Annotated in this window: 19 protein-coding genes; 7 read left to right on the forward strand and 12 right to left on the reverse strand. The window is 68.7% G+C overall.

Annotated elements, in window-relative coordinates:
• Nucleotides 1-266: 266 nt before the first annotated feature.
• From AAG801_RS24490 to AAG801_RS24520, 7 genes are all read right to left on the reverse strand, one after another.
• Complete coding sequence (locus AAG801_RS24490; RefSeq protein WP_341890703.1) at nt 267-1,415, reverse strand: ABC transporter substrate-binding protein; 1,149 nt, start codon at nt 1,413-1,415, stop codon at nt 267-269.
• Nucleotides 1,416-1,480: 65 nt separating this feature from the next.
• On the reverse strand, nt 1,481-3,136 hold the full coding sequence (locus tag AAG801_RS24495) for a tannase/feruloyl esterase family alpha/beta hydrolase (RefSeq protein ID WP_341890704.1): 1,656 nt from the start codon (nt 3,134-3,136) through the stop codon (nt 1,481-1,483).
• Between the two features lie 94 nt (nt 3,137-3,230).
• Nucleotides 3,231-4,562 (reverse strand): TRAP transporter large permease, encoded by a 1,332-nt coding sequence (locus AAG801_RS24500; RefSeq protein ID WP_341890705.1) that lies wholly within the window; start codon nt 4,560-4,562, stop codon nt 3,231-3,233.
• Nucleotides 4,559-5,122, reverse strand: a complete 564-nt coding sequence (locus AAG801_RS24505) for a TRAP transporter small permease (RefSeq protein WP_341890706.1) — start codon at nt 5,120-5,122, stop codon at nt 4,559-4,561. The genes AAG801_RS24500 and AAG801_RS24505 overlap by 4 nt, the downstream gene beginning before the upstream one ends.
• Before the next feature lie 4 nt (nt 5,123-5,126).
• A complete protein-coding gene (locus AAG801_RS24510; protein WP_341890707.1) occupies nt 5,127-6,170 on the reverse strand; it encodes a TRAP transporter substrate-binding protein in 1,044 nt (347 codons plus the stop codon).
• 80 nt (nt 6,171-6,250) lie between these two features.
• On the reverse strand, nt 6,251-7,243 hold the full coding sequence (locus AAG801_RS24515; protein WP_341890708.1) for an alpha/beta hydrolase: 993 nt from the start codon (nt 7,241-7,243) through the stop codon (nt 6,251-6,253).
• Nucleotides 7,240-7,458 carry a hypothetical protein gene (locus AAG801_RS24520; RefSeq protein WP_341890709.1) on the reverse strand — a complete coding sequence of 73 codons (219 nt, stop codon included), beginning with the start codon at nt 7,456-7,458 and terminating at the stop codon, nt 7,240-7,242. The genes AAG801_RS24515 and AAG801_RS24520 overlap by 4 nt, the downstream gene beginning before the upstream one ends.
• 65 nt (nt 7,459-7,523) lie before the next feature.
• On the opposite strand from AAG801_RS24520, the gene AAG801_RS24525 reads away from it, so the two are divergent.
• The 4 genes from AAG801_RS24525 (at nt 7,524) to AAG801_RS24540 (ending at nt 14,025) form a co-directional block, all read left to right on the forward strand.
• Nucleotides 7,524-8,636 (forward strand): LysR family transcriptional regulator, encoded by a 1,113-nt coding sequence (locus AAG801_RS24525; protein ID WP_341890710.1) that lies wholly within the window; start codon nt 7,524-7,526, stop codon nt 8,634-8,636.
• Nucleotides 8,637-9,179: 543 nt separating this feature from the next.
• Nucleotides 9,180-10,049: a hypothetical protein gene (locus tag AAG801_RS24530; protein WP_341890711.1), complete on the forward strand. Its 870-nt coding sequence runs from the start codon at nt 9,180-9,182 to the stop codon at nt 10,047-10,049.
• Nucleotides 10,050-10,193: 144 nt separating this feature from the next.
• Nucleotides 10,194-10,718, forward strand: a complete 525-nt coding sequence (locus tag AAG801_RS24535; protein WP_341890712.1) for a hypothetical protein — start codon at nt 10,194-10,196, stop codon at nt 10,716-10,718.
• A gap of 313 nt (nt 10,719-11,031) precedes the next feature.
• Nucleotides 11,032-14,025, forward strand: coding sequence for a winged helix-turn-helix domain-containing protein (locus AAG801_RS24540; RefSeq protein WP_341890713.1), 2,994 nt, complete (start codon nt 11,032-11,034; stop codon nt 14,023-14,025).
• Nucleotides 14,026-14,128: 103 nt separating this feature from the next.
• Here the strand turns inward: AAG801_RS24540 and AAG801_RS24545 are convergent, their stop codons facing one another.
• Nucleotides 14,129-14,410 carry a hypothetical protein gene (locus AAG801_RS24545; protein ID WP_341890714.1) on the reverse strand — a complete coding sequence of 94 codons (282 nt, stop codon included), beginning with the start codon at nt 14,408-14,410 and terminating at the stop codon, nt 14,129-14,131.
• A 74-nt stretch (nt 14,411-14,484) separates the two neighbouring features.
• Between AAG801_RS24545 and AAG801_RS24550 the strand changes: the two genes are divergently transcribed.
• The gene (locus AAG801_RS24550) at nt 14,485-15,453 is read left to right on the forward strand and encodes a hypothetical protein (protein WP_341890715.1); all 969 of its coding nucleotides are present in this window, start codon (nt 14,485-14,487) and stop codon (nt 15,451-15,453) included.
• Between the two features lie 32 nt (nt 15,454-15,485).
• On the opposite strand, the gene AAG801_RS24555 is transcribed toward AAG801_RS24550, so the two are convergent.
• Both AAG801_RS24555 and AAG801_RS24560 read right to left on the reverse strand, forming a co-directional pair.
• On the reverse strand, nt 15,486-17,744 hold the full coding sequence (locus tag AAG801_RS24555; RefSeq protein ID WP_341890716.1) for a molybdopterin cofactor-binding domain-containing protein: 2,259 nt from the start codon (nt 17,742-17,744) through the stop codon (nt 15,486-15,488).
• 2 nt (nt 17,745-17,746) lie between these two features.
• Complete coding sequence (locus AAG801_RS24560) at nt 17,747-18,214, reverse strand: (2Fe-2S)-binding protein (protein WP_341890717.1); 468 nt, start codon at nt 18,212-18,214, stop codon at nt 17,747-17,749.
• Nucleotides 18,215-18,374: 160 nt separating this feature from the next.
• Between AAG801_RS24560 and AAG801_RS24565 the strand changes: the two genes are divergently transcribed.
• Nucleotides 18,375-19,460 carry a helix-turn-helix domain-containing protein gene (locus tag AAG801_RS24565; RefSeq protein WP_341890718.1) on the forward strand — a complete coding sequence of 362 codons (1,086 nt, stop codon included), beginning with the start codon at nt 18,375-18,377 and terminating at the stop codon, nt 19,458-19,460.
• A 75-nt stretch (nt 19,461-19,535) separates the two neighbouring features.
• On the forward strand, nt 19,536-22,004 hold the full coding sequence (locus tag AAG801_RS24570; protein WP_341890719.1) for a response regulator: 2,469 nt from the start codon (nt 19,536-19,538) through the stop codon (nt 22,002-22,004).
• Here the strand turns inward: AAG801_RS24570 and AAG801_RS24575 are convergent.
• Nucleotides 21,982-22,980, reverse strand: coding sequence for a tripartite tricarboxylate transporter substrate-binding protein (locus AAG801_RS24575; protein WP_341890720.1), 999 nt, complete (start codon nt 22,978-22,980; stop codon nt 21,982-21,984). The genes AAG801_RS24570 and AAG801_RS24575 overlap by 23 nt on opposite strands.
• 572 nt (nt 22,981-23,552) lie before the next feature.
• On the reverse strand, nt 23,553-24,203 hold a 651-nt coding region (locus tag AAG801_RS24580; protein WP_341890721.1), incomplete at its 5' end, for a molybdopterin dinucleotide binding domain-containing protein.

Here is a 24,203-nt window from a genome sequence, read left to right on the forward strand (position 1 = left end):
CTCAAAGAAGACCAGCGCGGTGGTCGTGCGCAATCTACTCAGTCACGGGCTCCAACACCCTTGTCAGACGCACGCTGCACGCACCGGTCTGACCGCCTCAGCGGCGCTCAAACTGTATCGCGCTGGTCTGCTTGGAAGATACAAGTCAGCGCCGTGGTCAGGCGACAGTCAAGTGCGCGCGAAAGTGGCTCGCCTTCTCCTCACGGCACTTTCGACGCTAGATCGCGTCAGCCGGGATCACCAACGCGCTCACGTCGTACCGGAGTTCAGGCGATCAGTCGTCCATTCTGTCCAACCACCGCCACATCGACGAACGCCCCTCCTTGCCGGTTGCCTGCGCCGTAGCCAATCTGCATGCCGCCGATGTCGAAAGCCTCGATCCTCTCGAGCGCGGCGATCAGCCCCTCGCGCGTCGGGCTCGGTCCGGCGCGGCGCAGACCTTCGCCCAGGATGCGCGCATTGACGTAGCCCTCCAGCGACGGCAGCGAGAAGTCGTCCCCGCCGTTGGCGCGCATGTCCGTCTGATAGCGGCGCACGATCTCGTACTTCGGCGCGTTCGGTGGCGGGACCACGATGGCGAAGCCAATGCCGCGCCCCATCGGACCGAGCGCTTCGATATTTGCCGCGCTGGCGCCGATCGACAGACCGTACATCGAGCTCGCCACGTTGGCTGCGCGCAAGCCCCGCACGAGCACCGGCATCGCGCCTGCGGCGACCATGATCACGACCTGAGCCTGAGCCTTCGCAACGGCCTCCACAGCGGGCCCGACCTCGGTGCTGGTCGTTCCCGGCGTCGTGGCGACGATCGCGGGCTCGAGCCTGGCGGCGGCCATCGACCTGATGAACGCTGCGAGTACCGACTGGCCGAGAGGATCCTTCGGATGCACGATGCCGATCCGGGTCATTCCCAGCGTCGTGGCCGTTCGGATCAATCGATCGACCTCCTGGTCGTAGGTGGCCCGCACCCAGAAGACGTTCGGCGGACTGGACTTGCGCAGCGCCGCGGTTCCGGTGACCGGGCCGACGATGGCCATGTCCTTGACCGATTCCATGATGGCAGCGGTCTGCCGCGTTCCAAGCGGCGTCAGCATGGCGCTGACCGAGCGGTCCGCGGAGAAGGCCAGCGCATTGGCCTTCGCCAGTTCGGGCTTGAACTGGTCGTCCACCGGCACCAGTTCGACCCTGGCGCCGAGGATGCCGCCCGCCTTGTTGACGGCCTGGAAGTAGGCCTGTGCGCCTTTGAAGTTGGCCGAGCCGTTGGCGCGCTCGGGACCGCTGTTGTCGAAGGTCGTTCCGATGCGGATGGTGCGGGGCTGCGATCGACTCGGCAGCGCGATGCTCGCCGCGGCACCGGCGATCAGTCGCAGGCCGGAACGCCGCGTGATACGGCAAGCGGGTGGGCGATGGTCGTTCATCTTGCTCTCCAGGCAGCGAAGGAAAGAATGCCGTCCGGCCCCGAGTACAGGGCCGAACGGGCTCCTCAGCGAGTCACGCAGCTGAAGTTGGCTGCATCGTCAGTGCTGCCGCTGCCCTTGTAGCGGGCCACCTGGGGATAGGGGCACAGCGGGCGCGTGCGGGTGGTGCTGCCGTTCTCGATCCGCGCGGCCGTGATCGACGTCGGCGCCTGCCCCTTCTCCGACCACGCCATCAGCGCGCGGAAGATGTCGGTCCTGGGCTCGGCCGCCACTGCGCCGCTGGCCACCTGGCCGAACTCCGACACCCCGCTGCCGGTGGCGCAATGCGCCATGCCGGGCACCATGTACAGCCGCGAGAACTCGTCCGAACCGCTGACCGCCTGCCGCACGCGCTCGTAATAGTTCACCGTTCCCTGCGGCATGATGAGTTGGTCAGACCAGCCGTGCCACAGGATGAGCTTGCCGCCGCGCGCCTTGAACGCCGACAGGTCGGGGTTGTCGGTGGCCATCATCGGGCCGACCATGCGCGCGTTGTCATAGAAGTAGGTCTCGAAGTTCGCATAGGTCAGCGTGTTCCAGTCCCAGGTGGGATCGAAGTACACCCAGTAGCGCGCCTGCTCGATCGGGATCGGGAACGGGAAGGTGCCCGAGAACGCCCCCAGGTCGGCGCCGCGCTCGATGCCCGGCCACAGCAGGCTCCCGCTGGCCGAGGTCGCCCCCCCCCAGATCTTCTTCACCCCGCTCGCCTCGCCCGGCGTCAGGCAGGTGTCGCCCGAGCAGTTGGCGCGCGTGATCTCGATGTCGTTCGTCGGGTCGTAGCTGCAGCGGCGCGGGTCGTCGATCACGCCGTCGGTCACGCCGTCGTCGGCATCGCAGGCGGCCACCGCGCGTGCCGTCACCAGGGCTTGCTTGGCCGCCGACATGGGGCCGCCGGCTTCGTACTTCATCGCCATCTGCGGCCAGATCTGGTAGGTCTGAAAGCGATCCCAGTGGATCGCCGGTGCCCCCGCGAGGATCGCGTCGTAGGCCTCGGGATAACGCTGCGCCATCATCAGGCCCTGGCGCCCGCCGGTGGAGCAGCCGTACCAGTACGAGCGCACCGGATCGCGCCCGTAGAAGGCCTTGGCCACCTGCTTGCCGATCACCGACATCAGGTACTCCGAGCGGTGCGCGAAGTCGGTCTGCAGTTGCGTCGCCGGGCCACCGGTGGCGTCCATGCCCCAGCTGCCGTCGAGGAAGTCCGGCAGCGGCCCCTTGGCCGTGCCGGCGTGGCCGGTGTCGGTCTTGACGCCGACGAAACCCTGGCGCACCGAGTCATCGGGCACCACCAGTTGCGACGCGCCGGCGTAGACGCCGTTGCCTTCGGCGCGCAGCCGGCCGTTCCAGTTGGCGCTGGGCAGCGCGACCCAGATGTTGACGTTGGCGCCGACACGTGCCTTGACCAGGCAGTAGTCGCGATCGCTGCTGGCGCTGCCGGTACTGCCCGTGCTCACCTCCAGAATGTTGACCGCGGCATCGGCCGTGAGGGTGGCCGCGCCGACGCCGGCCATGGTGCACGCCGCAGCAGGCTGGACCGACAGGGTGTCGAAGTCGACGGTTGACGACGAACTGCCGCCGCCACCACCACCACCGCAGCCGCTGAACAGGGGCAATGCTACCGCCAGGGCGGTGGCAATACCGGCCCGAACCGGCGCGCGTCGCATGTCGTGATTCGTTGTCATTTCGGGTTGTCTCCTTGCACCGGTCAAGCCGGCGCGATGTGGTGAATGGATGTCATGGATGCGGGGTGACTCGCATGCCTGCTTCGGCTTGTCGTCAACTGCCGAGAAACCGCACGAGCACCAGCGAGATCGACGGCACCGCCAGCAGCAGCACGATGCGCACGAGGTCGGAGGCGAGGAAGGGCATCACGCCCTTGAAGGTCTCGACGAGAGGCACGTCCTTCGCGAGGCGGTTGATGATGAACACGTTCATGCCCACCGGCGGGTGCACGAGGCCGATCTCCACCACCATGAGCGCGAGGATGCCGAACCAGATGCTCTTCTCCTCATCGGTCAGCCCGTGGAAGGGCAGTCCCATCACCACCGGGTAGAAGATCGGGATGGTCAGCAGGATCATCGCCAGGCTGTCCATCACGCAGCCGAGCAGGATGTAGATGGTGAGGATGGCCACCATCACCAGCATCGGGTTGAAGCCGCTGCCCTTGACCCAGGCGGCCAGCTCCGCCGGCATCTGCGACAGCGCCAGCGCGGTGTTGAGCATGTCCGCGCCGAGCAGCACGAGAAAGATCATTGCGGTGGCCTGGGCGGTGCCCAGCGCGCTGTCGACCAGGCCGCGCCAGCGCATGCCACCGGTCACCACCGCCAGGATGCCGCAGGCCGCTGCGCCGATGGCCGCGGCCTCGGTGGGGTTCGCCCAGCCACCGTAGATGCCGACGATGACGACGAGGAACACGCCCAGCACCGGTGCCACCTGGGCCAATGCCTTCAAGCGTTCGCCCCACGCGACGCGCGGGCCGGCCGGGCCGGCGGCGGGCCGCAGCGTGACGACGATCTTCACCACGATCATGTAGCCGACCATCGCGATCAGGCCGGGCACGACCGCGGCCACGAACAGCTTGCCGATCGACTCCTGCGTGAGGATGGCGTAGATCACCAGCGGCACCGAGGGCGGGATCATGATGCCCAGCGTGCCGCCGGCGGCCAGCGCACCGGTGGACAAGCTGCCGGCATAGCCGAAGCGCCTGAGTTCGGGCAGCGCCACCTGCCCCATCGTGGCCGCCGTCGCCAGCGAACTGCCGCAGATGGCGCCGAAGCCCGCACAGGCGCCGATCGAGGCCATCGCCATGCCGCCCTTCAAGTGCCCCATGAAGGCCGCGACGAACCGGAACAGCGCCGCGCTCAGGCCGCCGTGCGTGGCGAACTGGCCCATCAGCAGGAACATCGGGATCACGATCAGGTCGTAGTTCGACAGGCGCGCGTAGCCGACGTTCTTCCATGCGGACAGCAGCGGCACGAAGCTCCAGTCCGAGAGCGCGAGGTAGCCGCCCGAGCCCATCACGAACATGGCGATGCCAATGGGCACGCGCAGCGCCAGCAGCGCCATCAGCAGGGCGAAGAGCAGGGTGCCGATCGCGACGCCGCTCACGGATGCGCCTCGCGCGCGGCGCTGACAGCGGGCGCGCGCAGATGGGCACCGACCATGTACAGGCCCGCCACGGCCATCAGCGCAAAGCCCGGCACCATCAGGATCTGGGCGACCCAGATCGGCCAGCCCAGGATGACGCTGGTCTCGCCCGCGTCACGCACCGCCAACGCGCCCACCCCCGAACGCCATGCGAGCACGCCGCCGACGGCGGCAAACAAGGCGGAGCCCGCGGCGTCCAGCACATGCACCGTGCGAGCGGAGCAACGGCTGGTGAAGAAATCGACCTTCACGTCGCCGCCGATCAGGTGGCAGTAGGCGAAGAAGCTCGCGCAGGCGAAGGACGCACACATCTGCAGCAGTTCGACGTCGCCAGGCACGGGCGAGGCGGCGAGCTTTCGGCCGACGATGCTGACGATGCTCATCAGCACGAGCAGCACGAAGACCAGGCCACCGGCCATCGCCAGCAGCTTGGACACGCCCAGCAGCCTGCGGCCGAAGCGCCCGAAGCCGGGCATGGCGCCCGCTGCAGCCGGATCTGCTCCGGGGAGAAGCTCGCTCATCGCGTCACTTCCCGGCAGCGTGTTTGTCGATCAGCGCGCGCGCGGCGCCAAGCAGTTGCTGACCATTCGCGCCCTTGGCCGTGACATCGGCGACCCACTGGTCGACCACCGGTTGCGAGGCCTTCTTCCACAGCGCGATCTCGTCGCGGCCGATCACGTTGGTGGTGTTGCGCGCAGTGAGCTTCTTGGCCTCACCGTCGGCGGCGAAGAAGACCTTCCCGACCTGACCGGAGAGGGCCTGGCCGCTGTTGGCGTCGATCACCTTCTTCAGCTCGGGCGCGAGGCCGTCGTACTTCGCCTTGTTCATCACGAACATGAAGGTCGCGGTGTACAGCGCCGGCTCGGCCGGGTCGGTCTCGGAGTGGTACTTGACGATCTCCTGGATCTTCACGGAAGGCACCACCTCGTAGGGGACCACGGCGCCGTCGATCACGCCCTTGCTGAGCGCCTCGCTCACCTGCGGCACGGGCATCGCCACCGGCGTGGCGCCCAGGGCGGCGAGCATCCGGCTGGTCTGGCGCGTGGGGGCGCGGAGCTTCAGGCCCTTCAGGTCGCCCATCGTCCTGATGGGCTTCTCGCGCAGGTGGAACACCCCGTCCCCATGCACGTGGAAGGCGATCGGATGCACTCCGGCGTACTCGGCCTGTGCGTACTGTGCGACGTAGTCCCACAGCGCCCTGCTGGTGGCCTCGGGGTTCTGCATCATGAAGGGCAGTTCGAACACTTCCGTGAGCGGGAAGCGCCCGGCGGTGTAACCCGAGAGCGTCCACACGATGTCGGCCACGCCGTCCTTGGCCTGCTCGATCAGTTGGGGCGGCGTGCCGCCGAGCTGCATCGACGGATAGATCTGGCACTTCAGCCTCTGGCCCGACTCCCTGGCGACCTTGTCGCACCACGGCTGGATGAACTGCGTGTGGGCCGTGGATCCGGCCGGCAGGAAGTGGTGCACCTTGAGGGTGACCGCGTCCTGGGCGAGGGCGGGGCCGGCGGCGGCGGCGAGGGCAAGCGAGCGCAGCAGCGCGCGCGCGGCGCGAGGGATCGGGAACATGGTTCGTTGTCTCCGTATGCCGGTCGATGCCGGCGAGGGGTGGTGAAGGAAGGGGTTCTTGCGGCGATCCGCCACCGTTCTCATGGCGTGATGGCCTGCGGCACGGGCCGCCGCGTTGTGCCAAGAAATCCGACGATCTCGTCGATGAGCTGCCAGCGCGCATGCTCCAGATGCAGCAGGTGCGTACCCTGAGCGATGGTCACGAGGCGCCGGTCGGGCGTTCGCATCTGCGCGAACAACCCGGCTGCGTCGTCGGCGACGGACAGCCGGTCACAATCCCCGCGCACGAGCAGGACGTCGCCGCGCAGCGCGGCCGCATCGAAGAGCGGCCGCCCCCGCGAGACACCCAGCGCATCGAGCATGGGGCCCAACGGCGCGCGGTAGCTCCGTCCGCCCAGCATGGCGTCCGACGCGAACAAGGCTTGCTCGGCCGCTTCCACCACCCGTGGATCGCGGAAGACTCGAGGATCCTGTGGCCCGATCTCCGCGTCCCACTGGCGAGACAGGTCACCCGGACCGAACATGCGGTAGCCACCGAGGCGTGAGTCGAGGCGCGTCGGATCCCCAGGCGAGGCCGCCTCGGCGGCGGCGCCGTTGCGCGGGCACCAGACGGGCGCGTACAGCACCAGCCGCCGCACGCGCTGGGGGTGGGCCAGCGCGTACGCGGCACTGCGGGCTGTGCCCCACGAGTAGCCGAGCAGGTCGACCTCGGCGCAGTCTTCGGTTTCACAGACGTGCTGAACAACGTCCTCGATATCCGCCACCGCGTCGGCAAGGCAGCCCAGCGCGGGCGAACTCTGCCCGGGCGGGCTGTCCATGAAGCCGGGCCGCGACGAGCGGCCGTAGCCGCGCAGGTCGAACAGCACCACACGCCGCCCGCTCGCCGCGAGCGTGTGCTGAAGGGACCAGCCCGGTACGTCCAGGATCGCGGAGGCCGGCTGGAAGAAGCCATGCACCAGCACGAGCGGTATCGCGCCTCGCGGCCCTCGTGCACGGACGAACAGGCGAGCTTGCGGATCGGCACTGCTGCCAATCCAGCGCTCCTCGACCGCGGGTGTCGTGAAGGAGGTCATTCCAGTTCCTGCACTGCCGGGGCGCTCCCCTTGCAGGCCACGATGTTGAGATCCGCACCGGTCGAGCGCGCGAGGGCAGCCGCGATCAGGTGCGGGCAGGTCCCCAGCGCCCAAGTCAGCAGCGTCTGGCCATCGGGGATGGACCTCGCCACGTCGGCGGCGCCGAGCGTGCTGCCGGCGCCGGGCATGTTGTCGACGATCGCCGTCCTGCCCATGTGGGCCGATCCGGATCGGCCCCCCTGCAGTCGTGCCCGTGCCCTGGGCCAAGGCAGAGAACCCCATGCAGGCGGCCAGCGGCACGTCCAGCGGCAGCGAGCGTCGTTTCATGCTTGTCTCCTGCCTCGACTTGTTTGCCGCGGATCGTAGGAGCGGTCCCGACCCCGGCGCAGCGATCGATCCCATACCATCCATCGATACGGTCGATGGAAAGGACAGGTGCATGTCACGATCAACTCGGGAGATCGATGTCGGGCTGATGCGGGTGGTGCGGGAACTGGCGCGCATGGGCACCGTGACGGCCGCAGCCGCGAGCCTTGGAAAGTCGCAATCGACGCTGAGCCATGCGCTCGACCAGCTGCGCCAGCACTATCGCGATGCGCTCTTCGTGCGTTCCGGCCGGCGCCTGGCGCCCACGGCGCTGGGGATGCGCCTGGCCGAGGAGGCCACGCGACTGCTGCTCGACTTCGACCGCCTGCAAAGCCTGTCCATCGCCTTCGAGCCGGAGCGCGTGCCCCAGCGCTTTCGGGTGCACATGCTGGATCTGGCCGAGTTGCTGATCCTGCCTGGGTTGTTGCGGATCATCGACGAGGCTCGCCTCAAGGTGGAGATCGAAGTGGTCCGGTTGGACGGACACGATGTCTGGGCGGAACTGGAAGCCGGCCGGCTGGACTTGGTGATCGGCACGCCGTGGAAGACACATGCCACGCTGGTGCGCCAGCAACTGCTCGAGGAGCAGTACGTGGGAATCGCCCGCGTCGGGCATCCGCTGGCTGCCCAGCTCGACACGCTGGCGGGCTATCTGCGTTGCATGCACTGCGCGGTAGCACCGCGCGGGCCGGCATTGAGCCGCATCGAGGCGGCGCTGGAGGCCCTCTCTCCGGAGCGGCGCGTCGTGACGAGAGTGCCGGACTTCTTGTCCGTGCCATCACTGGTGGCGTCCACCGACGTGGTGGCTGCCGTTCCGGCCACGCTGGTCGGTCTGCATCCGCTTGGTACGAGGCTGAGGGTCTTCGCACTGCCGGTCGCGCAGCGGCGCTTCAAGGTCATGCAGCATTGGCACCGGCGTGCCCATGAAGAGCCGGCGAGCCGCTGGCTGCGCAAGGCGGTACATGACGTGGTGGCGCGCGAGGTCGTGCGCCTGCAGGCGGCATGGCAGGTTCATCCCAATCGGTAAGCTGCCCTGTTGCGCATGACTGCTGGCGTGGCTCGCAGATCCTGGGCGACGCCAAGGGATGCGATCACGATCTTGTCCGGCGCCATTTCGATGGGTATCGCAGGCGATCTCGGATCCGGCACCGAGACTTGCACTCGCTGCGCGTGCAGCAGCGATGGTCCGTCACGACCACCAAGCCAGTCCGTTCGGCCAGGCCCGGCCTGGCGTTCATCACCAAGCAGGCCGCAGTTCAGGGCATGTCCGTTGTCGCCGAGGCGCCGATGCCATCGGCTCCGAAGACGCGATGGACGCCGCGCCCGACCCGAACTTGGCTTGCAGGTCTCGCTCGAATGCCACGATTGAACGACGCGCTCGCCTCGCCAAGCGAGAGAAGTCTTCATGAGGGACTTCAGCTGGCCGGACGCAGCGTCAACGGTTGCGTGGCTCGTTTCGGTCGTCACAACTCCGTCATGACTGCGCGCGAGTCCATGGGGACACTGTGTGTCGATGCGCTCGCCACCCGATCATCCTTCCGCACCGGATTCCCGTCCGCCCCTGTCCAACATGGTGCGCGAGGTTCTCGAGGCGGGGCTGGTCCAATTGGCAGCCGGTAGCGCGACGTCGACCGACGTCGATCTTCGGATCGAGTGCCGCACGGCGCTCGAGCGGCTGTGGGACCGCCGCGATGCGCTTGCGCGCGTGCTGCAGCGGCTGCCCGGATCCGGCCCGACGGTGTCCGGGCGTCAGCGCGACACGCAATCCGGCGAACTCCACGAGGCGACCATGCAGGCGGCCCAGGCATTGAGCGATGCAGCACGGGCGGCGTTGCCGGCACGGCAACAGGTCGAGGTGTCGGCCGGCGAGGAGTGGCCGTATTCGCCGGAGCGCTGGGCGTCGGCGTTGCGGCACATCACCGAGCGGTCCTCGTCGCGGCATGCGGTCCGGATTGAACTGCTGAGGTTTGGCGCGACTCTGCTGAGCCCCTTGTTCGTCGACTCATGGCGGCGTGCAAAGGTGCTTCGTGATGCGTCGGACGCGGGACCCGGCGGTGCGGAGGCGGCAGGGGAGGCGGTGCCCAACGTCGGCGAACTGCTGGCTGCCATGCTGCCCGGCTTTCGCCTGCGAATGATGCTGATGGGCCAGTGGACGGATGTGTGTGTGACGTGGCGAAGCACGAACGGGCACTTCTTCTCGTTGTCCAGCGAAGTGGCTGGCCGTTCGCATTCGATCGGCCGGCGCGGCATCGAGAGGCTGATCGCGAAGCGGCACGTCCGGGTGCCCGAGGACTCGCTGATGGCCGAGCGCCGCGCAGCTCGGGGACAACGCCTGCCGCTCGTCGAGGCGCTCCGAACAGATCTCGTCGAGCCCAGTGTGAACCGCTTCATTTCCGCGCCCGCGGGCGCAGGCTCGGCGCCACGGCACCCCCCCGAATGATGGTTCGCTGTCGCTTCGTCACGCTTCCATCAGGTTCGGGCGCAATGCGGCGGATACCTTCGATACGTTCACGGCCAGTGAGCGCGGCCACAGCAGGTGCGACGGCTCGGCGGCCCGTTCCAATCGCTCCTGGAGAAACGCGACATGATTCTCGAGTTTCCACGCGAGGTGCGCCAAGCCCATGGCGGTGCCGGGCACGCGCTCGGCAGCGCCTGCGACGCCGCGGATGGCCGACGCCGGATGTCGAGCGCGTGCATTTCGACGGCGGTCCGCACATGGCTCGAGCGTCTGCGCAGACTGCCGCTGTACGAGCGGCGCAGCGAACCTGCGTATGCGACGCGCTTGCTGGGCGACGGCCGCCGCTGGACGCTTTCGAGACTGGCCGAACTGGCGGACGAAGGGCCGACCGGCGTCGTGCTTGTCATCGACCACGGCGACCCGGGTGCGATACAGGCCTTGCGCGATGCGCGGGCCGCGTGTCCGCTGCTGTTCGAGAAGGGCATCGTCGTGGCGGTCGAGCGACTGTCTGCCGGCGACGCGGGCGGTCTCGCGTGCTACCGCGACTTGGCGCAGGCTCCGGTGCTGGCGGTCAATATGCGGCGGCCGCAGGACCTCATGCTGCTGTGGGTGACCTCTGTTGCGATCCGTGTCGGCATCGACGTGCTTTAGCGGCCCGGTCGTGACCGAGATCGCCGCACCGGCTCGTCTGGCGCCGCCGCAAGGCGGGCCAGTGTCCAGCATCTCGCTTCGGGCATCTGACGTGAGATTGACCACGAAGGACCGGTGTCGGGACGCTTCACCTGGCCGGATTCCTGCCGAAGTACCCGATACCGTTCCCCGGTGGTCGGCCCGTACAGCAACGACGGCCTGTCGCGGGCCTGTCCTTCCTGCTGTCGATGATGCCCGCCGCACTGCGCCAGTCCCTTCCACGACCGTCGACACGTCGGACCCCACGCGCGTTGCCGACGAGAAGGCTGGCGCCATGACCGACCTGGTCATCGCATTGCCGGGGGGCGCTCTCGACCTGATGCGCCGGCAGGTCGTGCGCCAGGGCGTGGCCGCAGCGATCGAACCCCGGGCGTGGCGCGTCCTTGAGCGGCTGGCCCGCTTCCGCCATCGGGTGGTCACGACGCAGGAAATGCTGGCCGCGCTGAGGCCCGAAGGCGGCGCATCACCGGCTGCACTGCGGCAAGCGATCCGTGCCGCGCGGCGGGCCATCGGAGACGACGGCAACGAACCCATCATCCGCACCGTCCCTCGCGTCGGCTACATCCTCGACGTGCCTCGGTCCGACACGGGCGGCCCGCCGATGGCGCCATCACGTTCCGCGACCGCCATCCAGTTGCTCATCGGCTCGCTGCACAACGCGACAGGGCGGCCCGAACTCCGCTGGGTCGAGCACGGGCTCGCCGCCTGCATCGCGCACGGCTTGTCGCTCAGCGCGCGCCTGCAGGTGCAGGAGGCTCCGGCGCTGGACGTGCCTCGTGACCCGGTGCGCCAGCACATCCGGGCGATGGTCCGGGCATGCGGTGCCCGCTTCACCATCGCCGGGTCCCTGGCGCAGACGGGTACGGCGTTCGAACTGACGCTCACGATCCACGACATGGATGACGCCGAGGAGGCAACCCTGCAGGTGCGCGCCGCCACGGTCGCCGGGCTGGTCGTCCCGGCCATTCAGGCCCTGCACCACCATCTGCTGGGCGCCCGCCGTCTGCCTGCGTCCGTGGCACCCATGAGGCGTTGCTCCGAGCTCGCGCTCGAACTGTTCTCGCTTGCGCGGCAGTCGGCGGCCGAGCAAAGCCACGTCGCCGCGCTGCGCGCCTTCGAACTGCTGCACATCATCGAACCGGACTTCCCTCGCCTCGAACTCGAACTGCTGCGGGTCCAGGCGATCTGCGGCAGCGACGATGGGCCGGCGCGCGCTGCGCTGCTGCTGCAGGCCGCCATCCGCGACGGCGATGCCGCGCTCGAGGCGCAGACGCAGCAGAGCCTGGCGACGCTGCACCACGTGAAGGGCCGCTTGCGCGAGGCGGCGCTGAGCCTGCAACAGGCGCTGCAGGTGGGACGCAGGTGCATGCCGCCGGATTGGCTGGGTCGCAACCTGACGCTGCTGGCATCCGTGGAGTGCCGTCTCGGCGAGATGCACTCCGTCCGGACGAACCTGGACGAAGCACAAGCGATCTTCATGCGCATCGGCAGCCACTTCGGCATGCTGAACGTGCTGTGGCTGCGGGCGGTCATGAGTTCGCTGTCCGGCAATGTCGAGCAGGCCATCCAGTGGAACGTGAAGCTCGTGAACGGCGCCCGCCGCTTCCGAGCCCGCACCACGCTGGTCAACGCCTGCCTGAACCTGGCAGGCGATCTGATCCATGCCGACCGGCTCGAGGAGGCACGTCCGTTCGCAGAGGAGGCGAGTGCCACGGCGCTGGCCATCGAAAGCGATGTCAACGTGGCCAGCTTTGTGGCCAACGTCCACTGTCTTCTGCATCGGTTGCAAGGCCGGCCGGATGCCGCCGCCGAGTTGCTGTCGCAACTGCCGCGGCCAGCCGACATACAGGACGAGGGCTATCTCTGGCAGGCGCACGGGCACGCTGCACTGGCTGCAGGCCGGGCCGCCGAAGCCGCCGAGTGCTTCCTGCGCTCTGCCGCGGAGCTGCGGCTGCGCGGCAATCTCGCCGGCGAAGCGCCGTTGCTGCCATGGCTGGTGGAAGCGCTGGTGCGCTGCGATCGGCTGAGCACCGCACAGGCGGAGCTCGACCGGGCTTCGGCGCAGCCGCACCTGCAGGGCGAGTCGAGCACGGCCAACCTGCTGTACGCGCGCGCGCTGCTGGCGCGGCGCTGCCACCGGCACACAGAGGCTGCGGCGCTGCTGGAACAACTCGTTCGGTCGCCGGCCGCGCTCCCACTGTTCCGGCGCCTGGGGCGGGACCTGTCTCGTGCACCCGGCGTGCGGCAGGATGCTCATGTCCCTCACGAGCCGCCCAACGGGGACATGCGTCGGCAGTTCCGGTTCGCCAGTTGCATGCTGGACGTCGAGCGCCGAGAGTTCTGGATCGACGGACGGCATCGCACGCTCGCTCCGAAGCCGTTCGACGTGCTCGTGCACCTGTACCGCAATCGCCATCGTGTCGTCGACGCGTCGGAGCTGCTGGAGACCGTCTGGGACGGCGACAGCGGGTCGCCCGAGATGGTCGCGCAGGCCATCGCCCGGATTCGCCAGGTCGTGCGGCGAAGCAGCGCCGCGTCCGGTCTGATCCAGACGGTCTATGGCAAGGGGTACCGGCTGCTGGCGCACCCGCGCGCAGAGCCGGACGACAGCGCCGCCGCGTCGCTCCTGTCGGAGCTGCCGGCGGCGCATGAGCCCTTGCTGGCCCTCGTGCCGCTCGCGTCGCGAGGCGTCGGCGCAGGTGGGATCCACCCGGACATCGCGTACCAGCTCGAACTGCTCGGCCACTCGCTCGCAGTGCATGCGCGCATGCGCCGCCTGCCGGCGGTGAAGGTTCGGGAGATGACCGCCGGCATCGAGGGCTCGCGTACCGATGCGATCGTCGATGCGATCCACGCCCGCAGCCCGGATGCGACGGTCCTGCTCGCGACGCTGACGCGGCGCGATCGGCTGCTGACGGTCGAGTATCTCCTCGCGTCGTCCGTGGGCCGCACGTGCGGCACGGTTCGCGGAGCATCGCCGACGGCACTCGGCCGGCAACTTGCAGCGCGACTGGCGCGATCGCATTCCTCCCCCACGCGGGCGCTTCCGGGCCACGCCAAAGCGCAGCCCTGGGTCACCCGTGTGCTCGGCCTGGCTGCAGCCGCCGTGCAAGGCGGACACCGGAATACCGCGATACGGATGCTGCAGGTGATCCTCGACCAGGATCCCGACAACGACCTCGCATTCGATTTGCATGCGCGTCTGGCCACGCCCGTCGACGATCCCGACCGTCGTGCATCGACGATCGCGGTCGGCGAGCAGGCGTGACGGCCAGGAGATCCGGCATGCAGCACTGCTTCGATGCACAACTTCCAGACTGAGAACCAAGCCATGTCACCGATCCTCGGAAATGCGAGCAAACCGTCCAGTGTCAGATCCTGTCCATCTGCGTCGCCGAACCTTCAGCATCGCGCGCGCCTGCTCGCGATTGGCCTGCTGAGTGCGTGGGTCGCGGCTTGCGGCGGTGGGTCGTCGGGCACGTCGGCAGAAGCGCCTGCAGCAGGTACGCCTGGGCCCGCACCCGCACCCGCACCCGCACCCGCACCCGCACCCGCACCTGCACCTGCACCTGCACCTGCACCTGCACCTGCACCTGCACCTGCACCTGCACCTGCACCTGCACCTGCACCTGCACCTGCACCTGCACCTGCACCGTCGATCAACACAGCGCTTGGCACACCGGCTCGGCTGCTCGTCGGGCTTGGCGCCGGCAACGAGATCTCGGACATGACGAGTCAGCAGATCAGTCCGGACATCATCGACACCTACCTCGTCGGTGTCGGCCCGGGCTCATGGCCCTACTGGAACAGTCCGGACGGTGCCTATGTGACTTACGTCTCGGCCAACGACAAGGCGATCGGGGCCGTGCCGATGTTCACGCTGTATCAGATGGCCACCGATGGCGAAGCCAACATGACCCCGGTCAACGACGTGACGTTCATGACGACCTACTGGGCGCAAGCAAAGCTGATGTACCAGAAGATTGGCGCCACCGGCCAGCCCACCCTGGTCAACCTCGAACCCGACTTCTGGGGCTTCGCGCAGGCCAAGGCAACCGGCGGCGATCCGACGACGCTGCCGGCGCGCGTCAGCATGGTCCCCGAATGCGCCAGCCAGCCGGACAACGTGGCAGGCATCGCCGGGTGCCTGCTGACCCTCGGGCGGACCTACGCGCCGAAGGCGAAGATCGGATTCCCGCCCTCGTTCTGGGGCCAGAGCGCCACCAGCGTCGGCAACTTCATGGCGAAGGTCGGCGCAGACAAGGCGGACTTCATCGTGGGCCAGACGAGCGACCGTGATGCCGGCTGCTTCGAAATGCCGACGCCGGTGGACGAGTGCAAGGGCCGTGGCAACGGGCCTTTCTACTGGGACGAGACCAATACCACGTCGCCCAACTTCAGCGAGAGCCTCGCGCAGTGGAGCACCGTGCGCAGCATCCTCGGCAACCTGCCCATCCTGTTCTGGCAAACGCCCATGGGGGTGCCTTCGGCCACCCCCGGCGGCACGCCGGAACACTACCGGGACAACCGGGTGCAGTACATGCTGACGCATCCGACCCAGTACACGGCGAACGGGGTGTTCGCCATCGTGTTCAGCGCAGGTGGTAGCACGTCGGCAACCATCACGACCGACGGTGGTCAGTTCGCCCGCCTGTTCAAGGCCTACCTGGCCAACCCGGCGCCATTCCCGAACTGAGGCCACCCGCCTGCGCATTCGATGCGTTGCCCTCAGGCAAAGTCGACGTGCTTGCCCAGCGGCAGCTCACGAATGCGCGTTCCGGTGGCATGGAAGATCGCGTTGGCCAGTGCCGGGGCCACCGGCGGCACGCCGATTTCGCCGACGCCGCGGATCGGGTCGCCGCTCTCCAGCACCTTGACCACGATCCGAGGCGCCTGCTGCATGCGCAGCACCGGGTAGTCGTGGAAATTGCTCTGCTCGGCCGCGCCCTTGGCGAAGCTGATCTCGCCATGCAGCGCGGCACTGAGCCCGAAGATCACACCCGACTGCACTTGCGCTTCGAGGTTGCGCGGGTCCAGCGCGGTGCCCACGTCGACGGCGACGAAGACCTTGTCGATCTTCACGCCTTGCTGCGTCACCGTGATCTCGACCACCTGGGCCACCGGCACCCCGCGGCACAGGTGGAAGGCCACCCCGCGGCCGCGGCCGGCGGCCAGCGGCTGGCCCCAGCCCGACATCGCGGCGACGGCCGACAGCACCTGGCGTGACGGCTCGTGGCTGAGCAACTCCAGCCGCATCTGTACCGGGTCGGCACCCGCCTGTGCGGCCAGTTCGTCGATGAAGCTCTCGATGAAGAAACCGTTGTACGAGTTGCCCACCGAACGCGTGTAGCTCACCGGCCGGCCGGCCGGCGTGCGGTAGGCGGTGGCGCGGTAGTGGGCGATGCCGTAGGGCTGGTCGTAGGCGCCTTCGATGATCAGCCGGTCCGGCCCCAGGGCCGGCAGGCCGATGCGGCCGAGGTTCGACTCGGCCACCGACGACGAAGCCACCCGCACGTCGAGCGCGCGCACCTGCTTGCCCTCCGTCGCGCCGCGCAGACGTGCCACCGCCGCGGGGCGGTAGAAGTCCTGCGCCATGTCTTCTTCGCGTCGCCAGGTCAGCTTGACCGGCTTGCCCGCCATCGCCACCGCCAGTTGCGCGGCCTGCACCACGAAGTCCGGCTCGAGGCGCCGGCCGAAGCCTCCGCCCATCAGCATGACGTGCAGGTGCACCTGGGTGGCGGCCAGGCCTGCCACCTTGGCCGCCAGGTCACGCGCTGCGGTGGGGTTCTGCACGCCGGCCCAGATGTCGAGTCGGCCGTCATGCAGCCAGGCGACAGCGTTCATCGGCTCCATCGTCGCGTGCGCCAGGAAGGGAACGCGGTACTCGGCTTCGAGCACGGCGGGCACCGCGGATACCGTGGCACTGGCCAGTGCCTCGTCGACGTCACCGTCGTCACGCAGCCGGCTGTCGCGGCTTTTCTCGGTCATCGATGCAACGATGGCCTCCATCATCGCCATCGTGCTGGCCGGGTAGCCGGGCTCGGCCCAGTCGCACTGCACGGCCTGTACGGCCTGGAAGGCACGCCAGGTGTTGTCGGCGATGACGGCGACGCCGCCGGGCAGCTCGACCACCTTCAACACGCCGCGCATCGCCTTGGCTGCGGTGGCGTCGAACTTGACGAGCGCCGCGCCTTTCGCCGGGTTCATGCGCACGGTGGCGAACACCATGTCGGGCAGCCGCACGTCGATGCCGAAGGTGGCCGTGCCGGTGCACTTGCCCACCATGTCGACCCGCGGCATCGATTGGCCGAGGTAGCGCCACTGCTCGCGGGCCTTGAGCGGCGCTCTGGCGGGCAGCTCGATCGCGGCGGCGGCCGGTGCCAGTTCCACGTAGGTCAGGCGTCGGCCGTCGGGCGCGATCACGTGGCCGTTGTCGGTCTTCAGTTGCGCCGCCTTCAGACCGAGCTTCTGCGCCGCGGCCGCCACCAGCGCGAACCGCGCCGCGGCGCCAGCCACACGCATCCGGTCGAACAGGTCGGCCACGTTGGAGGAGCCGCCGGTGATCTGCATCGGCACCAGCTTGGCCATCACGCGCATGGCGCTGCGCATGGCTTCGGCGGCAGTGCTGTGGTCCAGGTCGGAGAAGGGGACGTTGTGCTCCACCAGGGCGCGGTTGTAGTAGGCCGCGCCGGGCGGGCCATGCTCGACGCGGATGCTGTCCCAGGCCACGTCCAGCTCCTCGGCCACCAGCGCCGCGAGCGTGGTGTGGATGCCCTGGCCCATCTCGGCACGCGGGGTGATCAGCGTCACGCCCTGGGCATCGATGCGCACGTAGGGTGTGAGGGCGGTGGCGCCTTGCGGCAGTTCGTCCAGCAGCGGGTTGGGCGCCTCCTGCCTGAACTTGTAGACGCCGAAGGCGACGCCACCGGCGACGGCGGCCGAGCCGATCAGGAACGTGCGGCGAGCGATGGTGGCGAGCTTGCCCATGGTCAGGCTCCCGCTGTGCGCGGGACGCGCCTGGCAGCGTCATGGATGGCCGCGCGAATGCGCGGATAGGCGCCGCAGCGGCACAGGTTGCCCGACATGGCTGCGTCGATGTCGGCGTCGGTGGGCGCCGGGTTCTTCTGCAGCAGTGCGGCGGCACTCATGATCTGGCCCGACTGGCAGTAGCCGCACTGCGCGACCTGGTGCTCGACCCAGGCCGCCTGCACGGCGTGCAAGGCGGCCGGCGTGCCCAGACCCTCGATCGTGGTGACGGCACCGCTGACAGAGCCGACCGGCGTCACGCACGAGCGCACCGCGTTGCCGTCCACATGCACGGTGCAGGCGCCGCACTGCGCCATGCCGCAACCGAACTTGGTGCCAGGCAGGTTCAGTTCGTCACGCAGCACCCACAGCAGCGGCATCTCGGGCTCGACGTCGATCGCGTGGGTCTTTCCGTTGACGGTCAGCTTCATGTCGCTCGCTCTGTCGATGCCATGACGCCATTGTTCCGACGGCTCCGCAGGCGCGCACTCGCCGATGGCGCCAGATTGGCTGCGAAACGCGCCAACGAGACTCGTCGGTCTGGCGCGATCCGCCGATGCCATGGCGCGACGCGCCAACTAGACTCTGCGCATGCAACCCGCGCGCACCGACGACCCGACGACCGTCAACGACCGTCTTGCCCAGGCCCGGACGTACTCGGTCTGGCCAGCCTGGAAAGTCCTGTTGCAGGACGCCGGGGTGAACAGCGCCAACGTTCTGCGCCGCGCGAAGTTGCCCGGCGATTTGTTCGCACGCGAGAGTGTCCGGCTCGATTCCGCAACCTACTACCGGCTCTGGGAAGCCATCGAGGACGAGGCCGGGCCAGCGGGCGGCCCGGCGCCCTTGCGCTTTGCGCACAAGTTCTCGACCGATTGGTTCAATCCGGAACTCTTCGTCGCCTTGTGCAGCGACGACATGAACAGTGCGCTGGCGCGCCTGGCCAGGTACAAGAGCGGGCCGATGGCGCTGAAGATCGAACACAAGGCAGGCCGCACGACGGCCGCGCTGGAGTTCCTCGACCGCGCGCTGACGCCGCCGCGCGTGCTGATGGCGTTCAAGCTGGTCTTCTTCGTGCAACTCGCGCGCCTGGCCACGCGCAGCCCCGTCCACCCGTTGCGCGTCGGATGGCCTGCACCCGGTCTCTCGGCCAGCGATGCGCGCGCCTACGCCAACTGGTTCGGTGTGCCGGTGGAAGACCTGCCCGTGCCCACCGTGGTGTTCGCGGCGGAAGACACGCAGCGGCCGTTCCTCACGGCGAACCACGGCATGTGGAAGTTCTTCGAGCCGGCGCTGCGCCAGCGCCTGGCCGACTTGGAGACGCACGCCAGCACCGTCGAACGCGTGCGTGGCGCGCTGGTCGAAGCCCTGCCTGCCGGCGAGGTGTCGATGGCGGCCGTGTGCAGGAAGCTCGGTGTCAGCACGCGCACCCTGCAGCGCAGGCTGCGTGAGGAGGGCAGCAGTTTCCAGCAGACGCTCGATGCCCTGCGCCATTCGCTGGCGCACCACTACCTCCGCAACTCGTCGCTGTCCGGCGCGGAGATTTCCTTCCTGCTCGGCTTCGAGGATCCCAACTCCTTCGTGCGAGCGTTCCAGACGTGGACTGGATCGACGCCGCAGGCGGTTCGGTTGTCGCACTCGACGGGCGGTGGCGAGTCGAGCGTCGTTGCAGGGCGATGACTGGAGGGCCTGTCGGCCCGATGTTCGAGGACCGGCGACTTCTGTGGCTGCGTCGTGCGCGGGCACAATCGTCCAATGCCCGTACGCGACCTTGCCCAGGCGTTTCAAGCCCTGTTCGACCGCCTTCCGCACGCCATCGTGCTCATTGACGCGCAACGACGCATCGAGGCGGTGAATCCTGGCTTCACGCGCATGTTCGGCTATCAGTCGGCGGAGGTGACCGGCCGTGACCCCAGCTTCTTCTATGCGGACCCTGCCGACTACCACGGAGTGGGCGCGCTGAGCTTTCGGCAGGCGCTGGACGATCGCGACGCCATCTTCGAGATCCGATACCGGCGCAAGGATGGCAGCTTGTTCTGGGCCGAGTCGGCCGGCGTCGGCGTCTACGACGAAGCCGGGCAGCCCGTGGGTGTGATCGGCCTGCATGTCGACGTGAGCACGCGCCACGAGGCCGAGGCCCGATTGCAGCGTTCCCATGCCGAACTGGCCGAACTGGTGATCCAGCGGACCGCCGAGCTTGCGCGTGCCAACGAGTTGTTGGCACGACGAGCGAGCCTGGCCGACGAGGCCAATCGTGCCAAGAGTGCCTTCCTGGCCAACATGAGCCACGAGATCCGCACGCCGATGAACGCGATCATCGGGCTGACGCACCTGTTGTCTCACGAACTGCGCGACCCGCAGCACCGCGACCGCCTGTCCAAGATCGACGGCGCTGCCAAACACCTGTTGCGGGTCATCAACGACATCCTGGATCTGTCGAAGATCGAGGCCGGCAAGATGGCCCTGCGCGAGGCCGACTTCTCGCTGGAAGAGGTGATGGCCGGTGCGATGCAGATGGTCAGCGCTGCGGCGCAGGACAAGGGCCTGGAACTGGTGCTGGACGCCGACCATCTGCCGCAGCACGCCAGGGGCGACGCGACGCGGCTGTCACAGGCCTTGATCAACCTGCTGGCCAACGCCGTGAAGTTCACCGACTCCGGCTGGGTGCGGCTGCGCGGCACCGTGGCGGTTGATGACGGACGCCGGCTCGAACTTCGATTCGAGGTTCAGGACACGGGCCCCGGGATCGACGCCACGCGCCTGGCGCAGTTGTTCGAGCCCTTCGAGCAGGCCGACACCTCGCTCGCTCGTCGCCACGGTGGAACGGGTCTGGGCCTGGCGTTGACCCGGCACCTGGCTCGGATGATGGGTGGCGATGCCGGCGCGGACAGCGTGGTCGGGCAGGGCAGCACGTTCTGGATTCGTGTGAAGCTGGCCCACGCCGAGCATGCCTCCGGGCGTGCTGGATCGGTCTCACTGGCCGGCCTGCGTGCGCTGATCGTCGATGACCTGCCGGAGGCACTGGCCGCCGAGGCGCAGCGTCTGGTGCTGTTCGGGATGGACGTGAAGACAGCACCCAATGGTGACGCGGCGCTCGAACTCGTGCAGGACGAGTACGCCGCCGGCCGGACCTTCGACGTGGTGCTCGTGGACTGGAGGATGCCCGGGTTGGACGGTATCGCGACGCTCGATGCGCTGCGCCGTCTGCTGGGCGCCGGCATGCCGCGAACGATTCTGTTCACCGCGTTCTCCGACCCGGGGCTGCGGGAGCGGGCGTCCGCGGTCGGCTGCCTCGAGGTGTTGGACAAGCCCACGTCGACATCTGCGCTGCTCGAGACCCTGCTGCGACTGCTGCGCCACAGTGCGGCCGCCGCCTTGCCGCCGGCCGCGGATGACCGGGGATCCGCCCGGCAGACCCTGTCGCAGCGACATGCGGGCCAGCGCGTGCTGCTGGTGGAGGACAACCCGATCAACCGCGAGGTGGCCACGGAACTGCTGCGGCGCGCACAGCTGGACGTGGAGACAGCCGACGATGGAGTGCGCGCCGTCGAACTGGCTTCGGCGCGTGCGTACGACCTCATCCTGATGGACGTGCAGATGCCCGGCATCGACGGACTGGAGGCAACACGCCGCATCCGCCGGGCGCGCGGCCCGGCTGTCGCCATCATTGCGATGACGGCCAATGCCTTCGACGACGACCGCGCCGCCTGCATCGACGCCGGGATGAACGACCATGTCGCCAAGCCGGTGGATCCGGACCGGCTGTATCAGGTTCTGCTGGCCTGGTTGCCGGTGCCTGCGCCTGTGGTGCCGCAGGCGGTGCCGGCCAGCAGAGGCCAGTCGCTCGAACTGCGCCTGCAAGGGCTGCAGGCGATTGACGTTCAGAGTGCGTTGTGGCGCGTCGGTCACGACGCGGGCACGCTGGAGCGTGTGTTGCGCTGCTTTGCCGGCTACTACCAGCGGGGCGACACGGCGCTGGCTCGGGCCATCGAAACGAGTGACCCTGAAGCGCTTCAGCAGGCCGCGCACGCACTGGCGGGTGCTTGCGGCAGCATTGGCGCCGTTTCGATGGAGAACCTGGCGCGAGCCATCATGGACGGCGTGCGCAAGGGACTCGACCTGCGCATGATGCTGGATCAGGCCAGCCAACTGAACCTCGGCCTCACGGGCCTCGCCGGCCAGATTGCCGCAGCGCTGGACCTCAGCGCTCGTCCAGCGCCTTGAAGCCTGTGGACCGGATGATGCCGGCCCACCTTGCGCGCTCCCTTCGCAGCCGCTGAGCAAACGCCTCGGGCCCTTCGTAGCCCTTGTCCAGGCCGATCGACTCGAAGACCCGGCGCGCCTCGGCGCTGTCGAGCGAGCGAAGCATCGCGAGGGCCATTCGTTCCACCGTCGAGCTTGTGGCGCCGGCCGGCAGATAGACCCCCAGTCCGTCCTCGACCACGAGGTCGCCGAAGCTCTGCTCGGCAAACGTCGGCACATCTGGCGTTGCCGCGCTGCGGCGAGGCCCGGTCGTGGCCAGAGCGCGCACGCGGCCGGCGCTCTGCATCACCGAGCCGTCGGGCACGGCACCGAACATGGCCGGCAGTTGCCCGCCTGCGAGGTCCTGGATCCCGGGGGCTCCGCCGCGATAGTGCACGGCTGTCATGCTCAAGCCCGCCGCGCGGGCGAACATCTCGCCGACAAAGTGCGGCGTTGCGCCGGCCGCGGACGTTCCGAAGACGGCCCGCCGGTCGTCCGCCCGCACCCATTGCACGAAGTCGGCGACAGTGAGCACCGAGGCCGGCACCATCGGCCCGACATAGAGCCCGATGGCCAGGTTGGCCACACGTGCCACCGGCACGAAGTCGCGCTCCGGGTCATATCTCAGATGGCGATAGACATGCGGATACAGGAACATGACCGCGTCGGGCACGAGCAGCGCGACGCTGCCGTCCGGCGCTGCGCCGCGAACGTGTTCGATGGCCAGTTGGCCACCGGCGCCTGGCCTGTTCTCGACAATGACTTCGCCGCCCATGGCGTCGCGCAACGAGCCGCTGACCGCACGTGCAGCGAGGTCGGAGGTGCCGCCCGGCCCGAAACCGACCACCAGGCGCGCCACGCGGCCCTGCGCACGCGCACAGCCCGCCGCAAGACCAAGCATGCCGGCAAGCAACTGCCGGCGCGATCGCGACGTCGCGCCAGAGGATCGCGTTGGCATGGGGACTCGCTTGATGTTCAGATCTTGAACCTGCCAGGTTGCGCTGGGGACTCTTCCAAACCTCAGCGCCATGGGCCCGCATGCTAAGCCCCAGGCAATTGAATGGCATCGGGCCAGCAGGCCTCGGCCGGTTGCTGTGTGGCGCGCTTCTCGATTTTCCCGAGCCCCGCTGCGCCCGTTCGTGCGGCCGGGCTCCCGTCGCGTTCAGCGGCCGGAGAACCTGGCCTTGCGCCGCTCCACGAAGGACTGGATGCCCTCCTTGAAGTCTTCGCTGGCGAAGACCTGTTCCTTGATCGCGGGGATGCACGCGATCGCGGCCTGCTCGCCGCCCAGCGGGGCGATGCCGCGGCGCGACTCCAGTTGCTGGAAGCAGGCGGCGTCGGCGGCGGTTCGGTTCGGCGGTGGGGCCGAAGAAGCGCGGCATGTTCAGCCCGGCGGTGGTGTGCTGGCCGGCGTGCAGGCGTTCTTCTTGGCGGTGTTGTCGACGGTGATGGTGCAGCATCCCGGTCGATGTCCATCGTCACGCGGCCGCTGTCGGGTGCGGCCATGGCTGGTTCCTTGGCTGCTGAAGGTCAATGCGCGGTGGCGGGCGCCGGCAGCACCGTGTTCAGCGCTGCATCGTCCGGCGCTGCGTGAAGGCGCACCGGGACATGCTTGTGGTGCGGAGTGTCGGCCACGGGGTCGCGTGCCGCGCCGTCGGTCAGCCAGTTGATCGGCGGGCCAACGACTTGGCGGGTGCCATCGGCCGACGGATGCCGCTGGCCGTAGCCGTGGGGCAGGGCGACGTGGCCGCGGCGCATCGAGTCGGTGGCCTTCGCGCGCACGACCATGCGGGCGCGTGCCGTCTCCACCAGCACCGCACCGCGGTCGGCCACACCCAGCGCGGCCAGGTCGTCGGGGTGGATGTACAAGGCGCCGTCCGGATCACTGGTGCGGGTGCCGGGGTCGCGCAGGATCTGGTTGGCGTTGTTCAGCCGCCGCTGGCCGGCCGACAGCACGAATGGCCAGGCCGGGTCCGGGCCGGCCGTCATCGGGTCCAGCGCGCGCAGCCAGTCGAGCATCTGCGGCACGGCCAGATGCAGCTTGCGGTCGGCATGCTCGATGAAGTCCCACGACGAGGTGTGCACCGAGAAGGCCGCGCCGGACCGGGCGCCGACGACGGTACGGAACAGCCGCTCGCCCAGGGCTGGGCCATCCTCGGGCAAGGCATCGACAGCGGCGCT

The sequence above is a fragment of the Variovorax sp. YR752 genome (assembly GCF_943372545.1).